The 15,974-nt window shown below is 66.5% G+C and carries 12 protein-coding genes; all 12 read left to right on the top strand.

Annotation, left to right across the window (positions count from 1 at the left end; all coding sequences use genetic code 11):
- Window positions 1-8: 8 nt before the first annotated feature.
- The 12 genes from AC1DT6_RS14745 (at window position 9) to AC1DT6_RS14690 (ending at window position 15,870) form a co-directional block, all read left to right on the top strand.
- A complete protein-coding gene (locus AC1DT6_RS14745; protein WP_441627705.1) occupies window positions 9-1,724 on the top strand; it encodes an OmpA family protein in 1,716 nt (571 codons plus the stop codon).
- Between the two features lie 15 nt (window positions 1,725-1,739).
- Window positions 1,740-2,225, top strand: a complete 486-nt coding sequence (locus AC1DT6_RS14740) for an Hcp family type VI secretion system effector (protein WP_150984401.1) — start codon at window positions 1,740-1,742, stop codon at window positions 2,223-2,225.
- A 101-nt stretch (window positions 2,226-2,326) separates the two neighbouring features.
- Window positions 2,327-5,041, top strand: a complete 2,715-nt coding sequence (tssH, locus tag AC1DT6_RS14735; protein ID WP_477102713.1) for a type VI secretion system ATPase TssH — start codon at window positions 2,327-2,329, stop codon at window positions 5,039-5,041.
- Entirely contained in the window at window positions 5,038-5,472 is a 435-nt protein-coding gene (gene tssE, locus AC1DT6_RS14730; protein ID WP_441627701.1) for a type VI secretion system baseplate subunit TssE, read from the top strand. Before tssH ends, tssE begins: the two co-directional genes overlap by 4 nt.
- A 230-nt stretch (window positions 5,473-5,702) precedes the next feature.
- On the top strand, window positions 5,703-8,159 hold the full coding sequence (locus tag AC1DT6_RS14725; protein WP_441627699.1) for a penicillin-binding protein 1A: 2,457 nt from the start codon (window positions 5,703-5,705) through the stop codon (window positions 8,157-8,159).
- 307 nt (window positions 8,160-8,466) lie between these two features.
- Window positions 8,467-9,141, top strand: a complete 675-nt coding sequence (locus AC1DT6_RS14720; protein ID WP_441627697.1) for a CDP-alcohol phosphatidyltransferase family protein — start codon at window positions 8,467-8,469, stop codon at window positions 9,139-9,141.
- A 9-nt stretch (window positions 9,142-9,150) separates the two neighbouring features.
- A complete protein-coding gene (locus AC1DT6_RS14715; protein ID WP_441627695.1) occupies window positions 9,151-9,993 on the top strand; it encodes a HalD/BesD family halogenase in 843 nt (280 codons plus the stop codon).
- A complete protein-coding gene (locus AC1DT6_RS14710) occupies window positions 9,990-11,015 on the top strand; it encodes a flippase-like domain-containing protein (RefSeq protein ID WP_441627693.1) in 1,026 nt (341 codons plus the stop codon). The genes AC1DT6_RS14715 and AC1DT6_RS14710 overlap by 4 nt, the downstream gene beginning before the upstream one ends.
- A 130-nt stretch (window positions 11,016-11,145) precedes the next feature.
- Window positions 11,146-11,910: a phosphocholine cytidylyltransferase family protein gene (locus AC1DT6_RS14705; protein WP_441627691.1), complete on the top strand. Its 765-nt coding sequence runs from the start codon at window positions 11,146-11,148 to the stop codon at window positions 11,908-11,910.
- Window positions 11,907-13,613: a phosphoenolpyruvate mutase gene (aepX, locus tag AC1DT6_RS14700; protein ID WP_441627689.1), complete on the top strand. Its 1,707-nt coding sequence runs from the start codon at window positions 11,907-11,909 to the stop codon at window positions 13,611-13,613. Before AC1DT6_RS14705 ends, aepX begins: the two co-directional genes overlap by 4 nt.
- A complete protein-coding gene (aepY, locus tag AC1DT6_RS14695) occupies window positions 13,610-14,806 on the top strand; it encodes a phosphonopyruvate decarboxylase (RefSeq protein WP_477102711.1) in 1,197 nt (398 codons plus the stop codon). Before aepX ends, aepY begins: the two co-directional genes overlap by 4 nt.
- Entirely contained in the window at window positions 14,806-15,870 is a 1,065-nt protein-coding gene (locus AC1DT6_RS14690) for a 2-aminoethylphosphonate aminotransferase (protein ID WP_477114749.1), read from the top strand. The genes aepY and AC1DT6_RS14690 overlap by 1 nt, the downstream gene beginning before the upstream one ends.
- Window positions 15,871-15,974 lie beyond the last annotated feature (104 nt).

Below are 15,974 nucleotides of genomic sequence, written 5' to 3'. Positions count from 1 at the left end.
GGGTATTCGTGACCGGCTACCCCTACCGCACGCTCTTCGGCTGGATCGCAGTGCTCGCGCTGGCCTGGCTGGCGTTCAGCTCGCCATGGCCGGCGACATGGAACCTCCTGTTCGCTGCCTTCACGATCGGGCTGGCGCTTCTGGCGATCATTGTTGCCACGCGCCGGGTGCGCGCACGGCAGCGCGCCGCGCAGCCGGTGCTGCAAGCCATCGATGCGTCGCTGGATGGGCTGCCCCATGGCATCCGGCGCAATACACCGCTGGTATTGGCGATTGGGGACGCATCGGGCGCTCCGCCGCTGGCATTCGGCGAGGATCTGGTCCGAATCACGGACGCGGCGATCTGGGTGCGCGTCGATGACCCGACCCGGCTTGCACATGTGGCTGACGCCCTCAAGCGCTGGCGCGAAGGGCAGGGTCCGGATGCCATCGCCTACCTGATCGGCGCCGACCAGGCCCGCGACGCGGCCGTGCTGAACGCCGGGCTTCGGCGTTGGCGCTCGGCCATCGGCGAGGCCAGCGGTGGGGTTGGCTACGACCTGCCGGTCTGCGTTGCCGTGTACGCGGAAGAAGTCACCCGAAGCAACGGTGCCCCGGACGATTGCCCCTGGTTCGGCATCTCCGGCGCCGAAGTGATGCAAGGCGATACGCTGCCCGCCCAGATTGCCGCACGCGTCCTGCTTCACGCGCGGGCCGCGCTGCCGACGGATCGCGAGGCCCGCATGCACCGCGCCGCACGGCTCGATGCCCTGGCGCGCTGGGCGTGTGGCGCCTTGCTCCCTGCGCTGCTCGATAGCCAGCGCGGCAGCCATCGGGTGCACGTTGCAGCGTTCGGCGTGACCGCCACCGAGGGCAGCCCTGCCGCGGATTCGTTGTATGCCCGCTTCATCGAGCAAGCGACCGCGCTTGCCCGCATCGCCAGGGATGGCCGCCGTGCACGCTACCCGCTGCCGGAACCCCTGATCCGGGGAATCGCCCGGCAGCCCGTGCGTCGGGCGCTACCGAGCGCCATTGCCCACGCCTTTGCCTGGCTCGCGCTGGCCTTCTGCGCGGCCGCCGCGGCCTCCGCCTGGCAGAACCGTGCCCTGGTGGCGCGCGTCGTGGGCGATATGGCGCGCTATCGCGCCATCGGACCGGAGCATGACGCCGCCCGGGTCGATGCACTGCAGGCCATCAAGCGCGATCGCGACGAACTCGATCAATACGAACGCGTTGGCATACCGCCGCGCCTTGGCCTGGGCTTCTATCGTGGCGCCGGGCTGCTGGCGCCGCTCAATGCCCTGATCGCCGCGTATCGACCGCCGGCACCGCCGCCATCGACCATCGAACTGGACAGCCTGTCGCTCTTCAGGAGCGGCAGCGCGGCTCTCAACCCCGGCTCGAATCGCGTGCTGATCGGCGCGCTGGAGATGATCAAGGCTCACCCGGACAAGCGCGTGCTGGTGGCCGGGCACACCGATACCGTAGGCAATCCTGGCAGCAACCTCAAGCTCTCCGAGGCCCGTGCGGCGTCAGTGCGCGACTGGCTGGCCGACGCGGCCGGCTTGCCGCCGACCCAGTTCGCGATTCAAGGCTATGGCGATACCCGTCCCAAAGCCGCCAACGACACCGAAGCGGGGCGTGCCGCCAACCGACGTGTCGAGATCACGCTCATCCCTGATTGCCGCGACGGCGATCGTGCCAATCGGGCAACTTTGGGCCATCCGGCCTGTTCATTCCAGTAGAAGGAGAAAGAAGAAATGGCAATTCCCGCATACATGTGGATCAAGGACGATGGCGGCGCCGATATCAAAGGCTCGGTCACGGTCAATAGCCGCGAGGGCAGCGTCGAGGTGGTCGCCTTCGATCACGCCGTCAGTATTCCCACGGATTCCAACACCGGCAAGCTGACTGGCACGCGCGTGCACAAGCCGGTCGTCTTTACCAAGGAAACCGATGCCTCGACGCCGTATCTGTACAAGGCGGTCACCAGCGGCCAGACCCTGAAGTCGGTCGAGATCAAGTGGTACAAGATCGATGACGCCGGCAAGGAAAAAGAGTACTTCAACACCAAGCTCGAAAACGTGAAGGTGGTCGGCGTCACGCCGAAGATGCTGGATATCAAGAATCCGGCCTTTGAGAAGCACAACCACCTCGAAGACATCGAGCTGCGTTACGAAAAAATCACCTGGTCGTACAAGGACGGCAACATCATCCACGCCGACAGCTGGAACGAGCGCTCCTAATACGCGCCTGGCCGGCGTCCACCGCCGGCCTGCCATCTCGCGCGGACCCGGTGCAGGGGGCCGCGCACTTCCTTCTTCACCCCGCGTCCCGCTTCTTTTCCATGACCACCCGCGACCTCTCCCCGTTTCTGCGTCGTCTCAACGACCATTGCGCCCGTGCCCTGACCGACGCCGCCCGCCTGTGCGAAACACGCGCCCACCGGGACATCGAGGTCGAACACTGGCTGATCAAGCTGCTGGAGTTGGGCGACGGCGATCTGCTGGCGATCTTGCGGCGCTATGAACTCGATGTGGACGGCATCTGGAACGGGCTGCTCGCCGCCATCGACCGGCTGCCGCATGACCTGCGCGGCAAGCCTGGCCTGTCACAACGCCTCGGCCAGTGGCTGGAGGCCGCATGGATGCGCGCATCGCTCGAAGCCCCGGCGCCCGGAGAGTCCACGTCGATCCGCTCCGCGCACCTGCTGGCCGCGCTGGCCGAAACGCCACACCTGCTGCGGGCGCCCGGCGCCTGGGCGCTGTTGAGCGTATCCGCCATCCAGATCGAGCGGCTGATGCATGAACTCGACAACATCTCGACCGAGGCAGCCGCTCCCGACGCTGGCGAGCCGGCCAGGCCGGCTCCCGGCCCGCTGTCGCCGGCGCCGGTCACTCCCACCCCGACCAGGCCGATGCCCGGTCAGGCCGATACATCGGCGCTGGCCCGCTTCACGACCGACATCACCCGGAAGGCCCGGGACGGCAAGATCGATCCGGTATTTGGCCGCGACGTCGAGATTCGCCAGATGGTCGACATCCTGGCGCGGCGCCGCAAGAACAACCCGATCCTGGTTGGCGAACCTGGTGTGGGCAAGACTGCGCTGGTCGAAGGCCTTGCGCTCAAAATCGCGGAAGGGGATGTCCCGGCTGTCATACAGAACGTCAGCGTGCTGACGCTGGACCTGGGCCTTCTGCAGGCCGGGGCCGGCGTCAAGGGGGAGTTCGAGCAACGCCTCAAGAACGTGATCGAGGCCGTGCAGCAATCGCCGACACCCGTGCTGCTATTCATCGACGAAGCCCACACGCTGATCGGTGCGGGCAACACCGCAGGCGGTGCCGATGCCGCCAACCTGCTAAAGCCCGCCCTGGCGCGCGGCGAGCTGCGCACGATCGCGGCGACGACGTGGTCCGAATACAAGCAGTACTTCGAGCGCGACGCCGCGCTGGAGCGGCGCTTCCAGATGGTCAAGGTCGATGAGCCCGACGACGATGGCGCTTGCCTGATGCTGCGCGGCCTGAAGGAACGGTATGCGCAGCACCATGGCGTGCACATCACCGATGCCGCCATCGGCGCCGCCGTGCGGCTGTCGCGCCGCTATCTGACCGGACGCCAACTGCCGGACAAGGCCGTCGATCTGCTCGATACCGCCGCCGCCCGCGTGCGCATGAGCCTGGAGGCCACACCGGTGGCCATCTCCTCCCGCGAGGCGGAACGCGCGGCGCTGGAGGTCGAGCGGACTGCCTTGCTGCAGGACCAAGGGGCCATCGGCGCGGATGTCGGCAAACGACTGGCGGCCATCGATGCCCGGCTCGCTGCGCTCGCCATTGAGCTCGAACAGTTTGAGCGCGCCTTTGCCGAACAGAAGGGGGCCGCCGAGACACTGATCGAATTGCGTGCGCAATGGCAAACCACTGCCGACGAGTCTGCACGGCGGGATCTGACGCCATCGATCCAGGCTGCCTACGAGATGCTGACCAAGCACGGTCAGGCCGCGCTGATCCATGCGGAAGTGGACGAGACCGCCATTGCACAGGTGATTGCCGATTGGACAGGGGTTCCCGTCGACAGCCTGCTGTCCAGCGAGCTGGCCACTTTGCTGGCGCTGGAAAGGCGCTTGGGGCACATCGTGGTTGGCCAGGATGAGGCGCTAGCCGCCCTCAGCAAGAGCTTGCGGGCCGCCAAGGCGGGACTCAAATCCGAGGAGGCGCCGCTGGGCGTGTTCCTGCTGGCGGGGCCTTCGGGGGTGGGCAAGACCGAAACGGCGCGCGCGTTGGCCGACCTGATGTTCGGTGGCGAGCGTTCGCTTGTCACCATCAACCTGTCCGAATACCAGGAAGCCCACACCGTCTCGCAGCTGAAGGGTTCGCCGCCGGGCTATGTCGGCTACGGGGAAGGCGGTGTCCTGACCGAGGCGGTCCGCCAGCGGCCCTACAGCGTCATCCTGCTCGACGAGGTCGAGAAAGCGCACCGTGACGTACTGAATTTGTTCTACCAGGTATTCGATCGCGGCTTCATGCGCGACGGCGAAGGCCGGGTGATCGACTTCCGCAATACCGTCATCCTGATGACCTCGAATCTCGGAAGCGAGCAGATTCTGGCGGCAGCCGACGCCGCCGCCGCGGCCGGCGTCGAGCTCGCCACCGGGACGCTGATGGAGGCGATTCGCCCGATGCTGATCGACCACTTCCAGCCGGCACTGCTGGCACGCTTCCAGACCATTGCCTACCGCCCGCTGTCGGCCGACGCCATGGCATTGATCGTGCGGATGAAGCTCGGCAAGGTGGCTGACCGCATCGCGCGCCGCTTTGGCGTGCCACTGCGGTGCGACGACACGCTGGTGGCCGAGCTGGTGCGGGCCTGCCTGTTGCCCGATTCCGGCGCCCGCAATATCGACAGTCTGCTCGATCAGCAGATCCTGCCGGTACTGTCGCGTGAGCTGCTGGTGCGCATGTCGGACCAGCAGGCACCGGCATCGATTCGCCTGTCGTTCTCCGGGGACGACGGTATTGGCCTGGACTTCGAGGAGCCGGCAACGACAACCGGGGTGGACGCGTGACACGGAGCGGGCCGGGCCTCTTTGAAGCGGTGACGGGATACTTTGCGAATGGCGTGGCCGTCGACGATTTCGATGTGGCGACGCAGACGTTCCTGTCCGTGCAGGACAACATCCAGCGCATCCTCAATAGCCGTCGCGGCAGCCTGGCGCATTTGCCGGATTATGGGCTTGGCGATCTGTCCAGGATCTACCGGCATCTACCCGCGTCAGCGCACACGCTAAAGCGCGAAATCGAAACGACGCTGCTGCGCTACGAGCCGAGGCTGAAATCCATCGGCATCGCGATCGAAGAGACCGAACCGGGCATGCTTCTCAGCTTTACCATGAGTTGTCAACTGCATCAGGCCGGGCTGGTGCGATTCGGCACCCACTTCACGCCCGATGGACAGACGCGCCTCAAGCTGCTGAAGGCCGAACGTGACCGTGAGTGACCTAGCCACACCGGCCTGTCATGGAGGAATCATGAAAAACACGCCTGGACATCGCTACGGCTCTCGATCCGGGCGTTGATGCGTCCAGGAGGGCTTGACCAAGGAGCAAATGGCCTGGGTGTTTGACACGGCACTGCGAAGCTTGAAGCGATTTTGGTAGGATGCAGGCCTTTCCATCGACGGTGTGCCAGTGTGTTGCGCCGGAATGTGACTCCGATGTTGCTTGCTTCATGAACCTGGCCCAGATCAAGACCCACGCCGCCGAGCGGCTTGCCCGCCTGCGGCGCCCTACGCGGCGCGGTGTCCTCAAGACGCTGGCTGCCGTGCCGGCGCTGTTCCTGCTGTATGTGCTGGTGTTGATCCCGTTCACGCCGGGCATCAGCGATATCCGCAAGGCCAAGTCGGACCAGCCCGCGCAAGTGCTCTCGGCGGACGGCAAGGAACTGGCGGTGTTCAAATGGGCCAACCGCGACTGGGTCCGGCTGGCCGACATCTCGCCCAATGTGACGACAGCGCTGATCGCCACCGAGGATCACCGCTTCTACCAGCACTTCGGCCTGGACTGGCGGCGCATGGGGTCGGCAGCGCTACATACCTTTTCCGGCAACCGGCAGGGTGGTTCCACCATTACCCAGCAGCTTGCCCGCAATCTCTACCCCGATGAGATCGGCCGCGCGCCCACGCTCACGCGCAAGCTCAAGGAAGCCATTACCGCGCTGAAGATCGAGGCACTCTATACCAAGGACGAGATCCTCGAGACCTATCTCAACACGGTGCCGTTCCTGTACAACGCGTACGGCATCGAGATGGCGGCGCGTACTTACTTCGACAAATCCGCCGGCAAGCTGGACGTACTGGAGAGCGCCACGCTGATCGGCATGCTCAAGGGCAACAGCTACTACAACCCGGTCATCAATCCCGAGCGTGCCGTGCAGCGGCGCAATACCGTGTTGGCGCAGATGGTCAAGTACGAGAAGCTGGATCCTGCCAAGTACGAGGCGCTGAAGAAGCGGCCGCTGCGTATCGATTTCGAGCGCCAGACCGAGCCGCCGGGCCCCGCGCCGCACTTCGCGCAGCAACTGCGCAAATGGCTGATCACCTGGGCGGACCGCAACGACTACAACATCTACACCGACGGGCTGGTGGTACGCACCACCATCGATTCGCGCCTGCAGGCGATGGCCAACCAGGCCGTGGCGCGCCAGGGCAACCAGTTGCAGGGCATAGCGAATGCAGCGTGGGCGCCGCGCTCGGGCTGGGCTGCCAACAAGGAGCTGGTGCAGGCCTTCGTGCGCGAGACGCCGGAGTACCGGGCGGCGCGGGAATCCGGGCTGACCCCCGAGGCAGTCATGAAGCAGTTGCTGGCCGACGGTGTCTTCATGCAGGCGCTGCGGCAGTCGAAGACCCGCATCCAGGCCGGTTTCCTCGCGCTGGACCCGCGCAGCGGCGAGATCAAGGCCTGGGTCGGCAGCCGCGATTTCAGCCAGGATGCCTTCGACCACGTGCAGCAGGCACAGCGCCAGCCGGGCTCCACGTTCAAGCCGTTTGTCTATGGCGCGGCGTTTGAGCAAGGCGCCAGTCCCGACGATACCTTCGTCGACCAGGCGGTGGAGATCCCCCTGGCCGGCGGCGAGGTCTGGCGGCCTTCCGACGATGGCCCCCCGAGCGGGCGCGCCATGAGCCTGCGCGACGGCCTGGTGTATTCCAAGAACACGATCACCGCGCAGTTGATGCAGAGTGTGGGCCCGGCCAAGGTGGCCAGGCTGGCCCGCGCCATGGGCGTGCGGCAGAGCCGTCTCGACACCGTACCCTCGCTGGCGCTGGGCACCAGCCCGGTGACACTGAAGGAGATGGTCTCCGCCTACGGCACCATAGCCAACCAAGGTGCTTACCTGGAGCCGGTGATGGTCACCCGCATCGAGGACCGCAAGGGCGARGTGCTGGAGACGTTCCGCCCGGCGTCGCCCGAGCAGGCGCTGCCCGTCGCCACGGTGCAGACGCTGCTGGATGTCATGCGCGGCGTGATCGACCGGGGCACGGGCACAAGCATCCGCACGCGCTTCGGCATCCGCGCGGATGTGGCCGGCAAGACCGGCACCACGCAGGACAACGCCGACGGCTGGTTCATCCTGATGCATCCGCAACTGGTGGCCGGCGCCTGGGTCGGGTTCAACGACAGCCGGGTGACGCTGCGCAGCGACTACTGGGGGCAGGGCGCGCACAGTGCGCTGCCCATGGTGGGCGACTTCTTCCAGCGTTCGCTCCGGGCCCGCGTGATCGACCCGAACGTCCGCTTTGTGAAGCACGAAGAGACCGGCTTGTTCGAGGCGCTGGGCTGGACCATACGCGGCTGGTACCAGCGCTTCTTCGGGACGGCCTCGAAGCCTGAAGCCCCGCCCGCGCCCAGGCGCCCGGCACACTCGGCGCAGGCGCCGGAGCCGGCGCCTGCGATGGAGGCCAGCGCGGCGGCACCGCCAGCGGCCTTGCCGCCCGGTGGCGCCAGCGCGCCCTTGGGGCGGGAATTTGCGGATGCCGTGCCGGGGCCGGTATCCGCAAGTTCACCGGTGAGTGCGCCTGTCGATGCCTTGACAGGCGCGCCGCGTGTGCGGGACATGCCGGCAGCCGGCGCTTCCACGTCCGCGCAGGATGCAGCCCTGGCGCCAGCAAGTGAAGGCAATGTGCCGTGACGCCAGGCATAGCGATCCGCGCCGGTTTATCTTGTTGCCGGCGCCTGGTCCGTGCCGCCAGTCGGCTGCTTGCAGGCAAGCCGATGAAGGTGCGGCGCAGTGCCGGCAAGCGCGCCCGGACTTGTCAATCCGGCACCGCGCGCGTACCGTTGCGGGTCACATCGCTTACCATAGCGGTTTGACTGGCGGTATCCCTGTAAAGCGATCCGGCCGGCCTGGCCGCTGAGTTCCCGCAATGCAAGGCGCGGGAACTGGCGCTAGTATGCCAGCCGTGTGACAGCTTTCCTGCCGGTGGACCTTTTTCCAGATGAACAACAATCCAAAGAATTCTCGCGGCGAGCCTCCCGCTCCACGTACCTGGGACGCCCGTCTGGCGCGCGCGCTTGTGCGCCCGCTCAAGGACTCCTGGATCACCCCTAACCACCTGACCACGTTGCGGCTGCTGATTGGCCTGGCCGGTGTTGCCTGCCTGATGCAGGGCGGATATGCGTGGACGAATTACGGGGCCCTGCTGATCGTGATCTCCAACTTCGTTGACCATACGGACGGCGAGTTGGCGAGAATTAGCGGAAAATCAAGCAAGATAGGCCATTTTTATGACCTGGCGAGCGATGCCCTGATTACGGTGCTGCTGTTCGTCGGCATGGGCGTGGCGATTTCGGACGAGGCCGCCAACGGGGTGCTGTCGCCGGTGCTGCTAGGCACGCTGGCTGGCGTAGCGGTGGCGCTGATCTTCTTTCTTCGCATGCGTATCGAAGAGCGCGTGGGGAAAAGCGGGACGAAGCAGGCCTCCGCGGGGGGATTCGAGACCGAAGACGTGCTTTACCTGCTCCCGCTGGTGACGCTGACCAGCGGCATCGCGCCGTTCCTGACGGCGGCGTCGATCGGCGCGCCGCTGTTCGCGGCATGGGTCGTCTTCGACTACTGGCGCGTCATGCGGCGCCCCCGGCCGGTCACGGCTCCGACTTCGACGAAGATCTGAGGAACCCCGATGAGCGAGCAAGCCACCAACGACATCGCGCTGGACGCACCTTCCGTCCAGGCCGCCGCGACGGTTTCGCCACGCCCGAAGCCGGCCACGCCAACCGGCACGCCCGATCCCGAGTCCGCAGTGGCCAGCCGCACCGCCATGCTGGACAACGTGAAGCTGCGCGCCGATTTCGAGCGCCAGGACGCCTTCCTGCACCTGGAGGAATTCCTGGCGCCGGAAGTCACCGCGCAACTGGTCGCCAGCGCCCGCGCGCTGGTGCCCAAGATCAACCGCAACTACCTGCCCGGCCACAAGCAGGGCGGCAGCGTCAGCCGCCACACGATCGACGAACTTGCCCCGTTTATCGCGGAACTGTATCGGTCGAAGGCGCTGATCGGCTGGCTGGAGCAGATGTGCGGCGAAAAGCTGCTGCTGTCCCCGGACACCGACCCGCATGCCTACGCGCTCTATTACTACACGCGTCCCGGCGATCACATCGGCTGGCATTACGACACCTCTTATTACGATGGCCGCCGCTACACGCTGCTGCTGGGCGTGATCGAAGAATCCTCCTGCCGCCTCGATTACGAACTGCACACCCGCAATGCGGATGTGCCCGACGAGCCCGGTTCGGTGCAGACCACCCCCGGCGGCCTGGTGTTCTTCGACGGCGACAAGCTGCGCCACCGCATTACGCCGGCCGGCGCCAACGAGATGCGGGTGTCGCTGACGTTTGAGTACGTCACCGATCCGGGCATGCGCCCGTGGCTGCGCTTCATCTCCAATATGAAGGACGCGATCGCCTATTTTGGCTTCAAGCAGGTATTCAAGAGACTGGCGCCAGGCCAGAAACCCCGCGCATGACCCGTGCCGCCATCTTCCTGCTGTCGATCGGCGCGGCGCTGTTTGTCGCGCTGCTCGCCTGGCAAGGATTCGGCTCCGTCGCGTCGACGCTGATGTCCGCAGGCTGGGGCCTGGCGCTGGTCGCTGCATTCCACCTGCTGCCGCTGGCGCTGGACGCCGGCGCCATCTTCGTCTTGTTCGACCGCCGGGCCGGGCGCGGCACCATGTGCAACGCACTGCTGGCGCGTTGGGCGGGCGAGTCCGTGAACAGCCTGCTGCCCGCCGGGCAGATCGGCGGGCCGGTGCTGATGGTGCGCTACCTGGCGCAGCGCGGCACGCGCATGCGCGACGCCGCCGCCGCCATTACGGTCAGTACCACCATGCAGGCTCTCGCGCAGATGGTGTTCGCGTTTATCGGCCTGGCGCTGTTCACCTTGTACGGTGGACACGGCGGGCGCGGCGGGCAGGATGCGCTCTCGGACCTGCGCACGCCGACCCTGATTGTCACGGCTGTGCTGGCGCTGTGCATCGTGGCGTTCTACGTCATCCAGAAGCGGGGTTTGTTCGGCCGGGTCCTGCGCGTGCTGTCGAAGCTGTTTGGCAAGCGCGACTGGTCCGGGTTGACGATGCGTGCCGATGCCGTGGACGCGGCCGTGCATGGCATGTACCGCGACCGCCGCAAGGTGGCGGGCACCTTCGCGCTGAGCCTGGCCGGCTGGCTGGTCGGCACCGGCGAAGTCTGGCTGGCGCTGCATTTCCTGGGGCATCCGGTCAGCTGGCTCGACGCCCTGCTGCTGGAGAGCGTCGGGCAGGCCATTCGCGGCGCGGCGTTTGCCATTCCCGGCTCGCTGGGGGCGCAGGAAGGCGGCTACCTGCTGCTGGCCCCCATCGTCGGCCTGCCGCCCGAGGCGGCGCTGGCGCTGTCGCTGGCCAAGCGCGCCCGCGAGATCGGGCTCGGCGCGCCGGGCCTGCTGTATTTACATTTGAGCGAACGGAAATTCCAGCGGCGGCGTGCGGCCATGCCTGCCGAGTCCCTGAAATAGACGGTGAAGGACCTGGCGGCGCCGCGGCGCGTGCGCAAGCCAGGCCAGGCACCAGGCGGTTTCAGTGATTCAGCGGGCCGGCCACGCGCTGCCGATTGATTGATGCAATTTGCATGGGTGCGGAGAACGAATGCGAGCAATCATCCTTGCCGCGGGCCTTGGCCTGCGACTACAGCAACAGCCCGGGGAGCAGTTCCCGAAGTGCCTGCTGCGCTTTGACGGTGTCACCCTGCTGGAGCGGCATCTGCGCATGCTGGATGCGGCGGGTGTGGACGAGATCGTGCTGGCGCTGGGTTTCCAGCCGGGACACGTGGAAGCCGAGCTCGACCGGCTCGGGCGCGACCCCTACCCGGAAATCGTGCTGAACTCCCGCTACGACCTGGGCAGCGTGCTGACCGTGCATACGGTGGCCGATGCGCTTACGCGTGGCGGCGACGTCCTGCTGATGGATGCCGACGTGCTGTACGACGAGCGCATCCTCAGCGCCCTGGTGGCCGGCGACACCACCAACCGCCTGCTGATCGACCGCGATTTCGAAGCCGGCGACGAGCCGGTCAAGCTGTGCGTGAAGAACGGCATTCCGGTGGAGCTGCGCAAGCAGCTCGCGGTTGGCCTGGAGTACGACACCATTGGCGAATCGGTCGGGTTCTTCCGCTTCCAGGAGCAGACCGCGCGCCGCCTGGCGCAGATCGTCCAGGGCTATGTCGACAGCGGCCGCTCGAACATGCCGCACGAAGAAGCGGTGCGCGACCTGCTGCTCGAAGGCGGCCATGTGTTCGATATCGCCGATGTGAGCGGCGCTCCGTGGATCGAGATCGATTTCCCGAACGACGTCGCGCGTGCGCGCGACGAAGTCCTGCCTGAACTTCAGCCGATTGTGGGAGTAGCACAGTGAACGCGATTGACCCGATTTTCTCGACTGCCACGCGCACTGCACGCCTGCGCCAGATGATCGTTGGCAACGAGCTGGAATTCATGATGGAAGCGCACAACGGGCTGTCCGCCCGGATCGTGCGCGAAGCCGGTTTCAAGGCCATCTGGGGTTCCGGCCTGGCCATCTCGGCCCAGTACGGCGTACGCGACAACAACGAGGCCAGCTGGACCCAGGTCGTCGATACGCTGGAATTCATGGCCGATGCCAGCGACCTGCCGATCCTGCTGGACGGCGACACCGGCTACGGCAACTTCAACAACGTGCGCCGCCTGGTGCGCAAACTCGAGCAGCGCGGCATTGCCGGCGTCTGCATCGAGGACAAGCAGTTCCCCAAGACCAACAGCTTTATCGATGGAGAGCGCCAGCCGCTCGCCGAGATCGACGAGTTCTGCGGCAAGATCAAGGCCGGCAAGGATTCGCAGTCGGACGACAACTTCTCCATCGTTGCCCGCGTGGAAGCCCTGATCGCCGGCTGGGGCATGGACGAAGCCCTGCGCCGCGCCGAAGCCTATCGCCAGGCGGGCGCCGACGCCATCCTGATCCACAGCAAGCTGTCGCGCCCCGACGAGATCCTGGCGTTCGCGCGCGAGTGGGCTGGCCGTGGCCCGCTGGTGATCGTGCCGACCAAGTATTACAGCACGCCGACCGACGTCTTCCGCAAGGCCGGCATCAGCGTGGTGATCTGGGCCAACCACCTGATCCGCGTGGCGGCCTCGTCGATGCAGGCCGTGGCCAAGGAAATCCACGACAGCGAAACGCTGGTCAACGTCGAAGACCGCATCGCCTCCGTCAACGAGATCTTCCGCCTGCAGGATGCCGACGAATACTCGGCCGCCGAGAAGATGTACCTGTCCGGCTCGCAAGCGCCTGGCGCGGCGGTGGTGCTGGCGGCCAGCCGCGGCACCGGGCTTGAGCCTCTCACGGAGGACCGGCCGAAGGTGATGCTGCCGGTGGCCGGCAAGCCGCTGCTGCGCTGGCTGGTGGATGCCTTCAAGAAGCAGTCGATCAACGATATCACCGTGGTCGGCGGCTACCAGGCCAAGGCCATCGACACGGCGGGCATCAAGCTGGTGCTCAACGAGCAGTACGCGCAGACCGGCGAACTGGCCTCGCTGGCGTGCGCGGCCGATGGCTTGCATACCGACACCGTGATCGCCTACGGCGACCTGCTGTTCCGCAGCTATATCCTGCGCGACCTGCTGGAGAGCGATGCGCCGTTCAGCGTCGTCGTCGACTCCTCGCTGACCACCGAGTCGAACCAGAGCGTGCGCGACTTCGCGTATTGCTCCGCGGCGGACGACCGCGACCTGTTCGGCCAGAAGGTCCTGCTGCGCCACGTGTCCAGCAAGGGCCAGGAGCCGGCCGCCGGGCAGGCGCAGGCGCCGCACGGCCGCTGGATCGGTCTGCTGAACGTGCGTGGCGAGGGGCGCGAGCGTCTGCAAAAGCTGATCGCCGAGTTGCGCACGCGCGACGATTTCAACACGCTGGACATGCCCGCGCTGCTCAACGCGCTGGTCGCGGCCGGCGAAGAAATCGAAGTGAAGTACGTGCATGGCCACTGGCGCGGCGTAAACGATCTCGACGACTTCCGCCGCGCCGGCGATTTCGCGCACACGCAGACGCCGTTCGCGGTTGGCGGCACGGATGCAGAGGAAGCCCGATGATCGAAGCGGCACAGTTTGTCGAAGCCGCGCGCGCGCGCGGCTTCGACTGGTATGCCGGAGTGCCGTGCTCGTACCTGACGCCGTTTATCAACTACGTGCTGCAGGATCCGTCGCTGCATTACGTATCGGCGGCGAACGAAGGCGATGCGGTGGCACTGATCGCCGGCGTGACGCTGGGCGCGCAGGGTGGGCGGCGCGGCATCACCATGATGCAGAACTCCGGCCTGGGCAACGCGGTGAGCCCGCTGACCTCGCTCACCTGGACCTTTCGCCTGCCGCAGTTGCTGATCGTCACCTGGCGCGGGCAACCCGGCGTTGCCGATGAGCCGCAGCACGCGCTGATGGGGCCGGTCACGCCGGCCATGCTCGACACCATGGAGATCCCATGGGAAACCTTCCCGACCGATGCGGCCGAGGTGGGCCCGGCGCTGGACCGCGCGGTGGCGCATATGGACGCCACGGGCCGTCCGTACGCGCTGGTGATGCAGAAGGGCAGTGTCGCGCCCTATGAGTTGAAGCAGCAGGAGCGGCCCGCGCCGCGCCCCAGATGCACGCCGGTTTCGCCAGCGCCGGGCGCTTCGCAGGACGGCTTGCCCACGCGCCGCGAAGCCCTGCAGCGCGTGATCGCGCATACGCCCCCCGGCAAGAACGTGGTGCTGGCATCGACCGGCTTCTGCGGACGCGAACTCTACGCGCTGGATGACCGCGCCAACCAGTTGTACATGGTGGGCTCGATGGGTTGCCTGACGCCGTTCGCACTGGGCCTTGCCCTCGTGCGTCCGGACCTGAACGTGGTGGCCGTCGACGGCGACGGCGCGGCGCTGATGCGCATGGGTGTGTTCGCCACGCTCGGCGCCTATGGCCCGTCTAACCTCACGCACGTGCTGCTCGACAACGGCGCCCATGACTCCACGGGCGGACAGGCGACCGTGTCGCCCAACGTCTCGTTCGCCGGCGTGGCGGCCGCTTGCGGCTATGCCTCGGCGGTAGAAGGCGATCGGCTCGGCACGCTCGACCAGGCACTCTCTGCCGCGGTGCAAGAGCCCGCTGCCGGGCCGCGTTTCGTGGCGCTTTCGATCCGCGCCGGCACGCCGGACGGCCTGCCGCGCCCGACCATTACCCCTGTCGATGTGAAGACGCGCCTCGCGCGCCATATTGGCGCCGATCAAGGCGCCGACCAAGGAGAGAAGTAATGCTGCTACTCAACCCGGGCCCCGTGACCTTGTCGGCGCGTGTGCGCCAGAGCCTGTTGCAGCCGGACCTGTGCCATCGCGAAAGCGAGTTCTTCGACCTGCAGGACGAGGCGCGCGCGCGGCTGCTCGATATCTATGAACTGGATCCGGCCGAATGGGCCGCGGTGCTGATGACGGGTTCCGGCACGGCGGCGGTGGAAAGCATGATCGCCGCGCTGGTGCCCGAGCAGGGCAAGCTGCTGATCGTGCAGAACGGCGTGTACGGCGAGCGCATTACGCAGATCGCCACGCAATACCGCATCGCCCACGAGGTGGTCGCGCACGACTGGATGCAGGCTCCCGACCTTGGCCGCATTGCCGTCGCGCTCGACGCGGACCGCGCCATCACCCACGTGGCGGTGATCCACCATGAAACCACCACCGGACGCCTGAACGATCTCCAGGCGCTCGACGCACTGTGCAGCGCGCGCGATGTGAGGCTGCTGGTCGATGGCGTGAGCAGCTTCGGCGCCGAAGCGATCGATTTTGGCGGCAGCATTGCGGCGGTGGCGGCCACGGCCAACAAATGCCTGCATGGCGTGCCCGGCGCGTCTTTCGTCATTGTGCGGCGCAACGCGCTGGAGCAAGCCGCCAGCCGGACTTACTACCTGGATCTGGGGCGGCTGGCGCGGCTGCAGGACCAGCGCAATACGCCGTTCACGCCCTCCGTGCATGCCTATTACGCACTGGTGGAAGCCTTGCGCGAACTGGCGGACGAGGGCGGCTGGCGCGCCCGCCACGCGCGCTATGCGGCGCTGGCGGAACGCGCGCGCGCCGGGCTGGAGGCCCTGGGCATGCCGGCCCTGTGGGCGTCGGAGCAGTCCTCCGTGGTGCTGCGTGCCTACCGTTTGCCGGCCGGCCTGACGTACGCGCAGTTGCATGATGGCCTGAAGGAACGCGGTTTTGTCATTTACGCGGGGCAGGGCGGGCTCTCGGCGGAGCTGTTCCGTATTTCCACGATGGGGAATATCCAGCTGGATGACATCKATCGCTTGCTGCAGGGCTTTAAGGACCTGACGCAGTAATCGCGCCCCCGGCGTCATCGTCATTTGTGATCGCCATTTTGTTTTTGCGGGCAAAGCACTAGCATGGGGTAATGGATGCGGCGCAGCCGCATCCAGCCAATCCT

The organism is Cupriavidus sp. 01L45, from assembly GCF_056399885.1.
Note: the sequence above shows the minus strand (reverse complement) of the source record. Positions and strands in the feature narration are given on the sequence as shown.

Excerpts from the sequence above, each read along its gene's own strand:
- AC1DT6_RS14740 (WP_150984401.1), top strand. The coding sequence starts at position 1,740 with ATGGCAATTCCCGCATACATGTGGATCAAGGACGATGGCGGCGCCGAT.
- tssH (WP_477102713.1), top strand. The coding sequence starts at position 2,327 with ATGACCACCCGCGACCTCTCCCCGTTTCTGCGTCGTCTCAACGACCAT.
- AC1DT6_RS14720 (WP_441627697.1), top strand. The coding sequence starts at position 8,467 with ATGAACAACAATCCAAAGAATTCTCGCGGCGAGCCTCCCGCTCCACGT.
- AC1DT6_RS14715 (WP_441627695.1), top strand. The coding sequence starts at position 9,151 with ATGAGCGAGCAAGCCACCAACGACATCGCGCTGGACGCACCTTCCGTC.
- AC1DT6_RS14710 (WP_441627693.1), top strand. The coding sequence starts at position 9,990 with ATGACCCGTGCCGCCATCTTCCTGCTGTCGATCGGCGCGGCGCTGTTT.
- AC1DT6_RS14705 (WP_441627691.1), top strand. The coding sequence starts at position 11,146 with ATGCGAGCAATCATCCTTGCCGCGGGCCTTGGCCTGCGACTACAGCAA.
- aepY (WP_477102711.1), top strand. The coding sequence starts at position 13,610 with ATGATCGAAGCGGCACAGTTTGTCGAAGCCGCGCGCGCGCGCGGCTTC.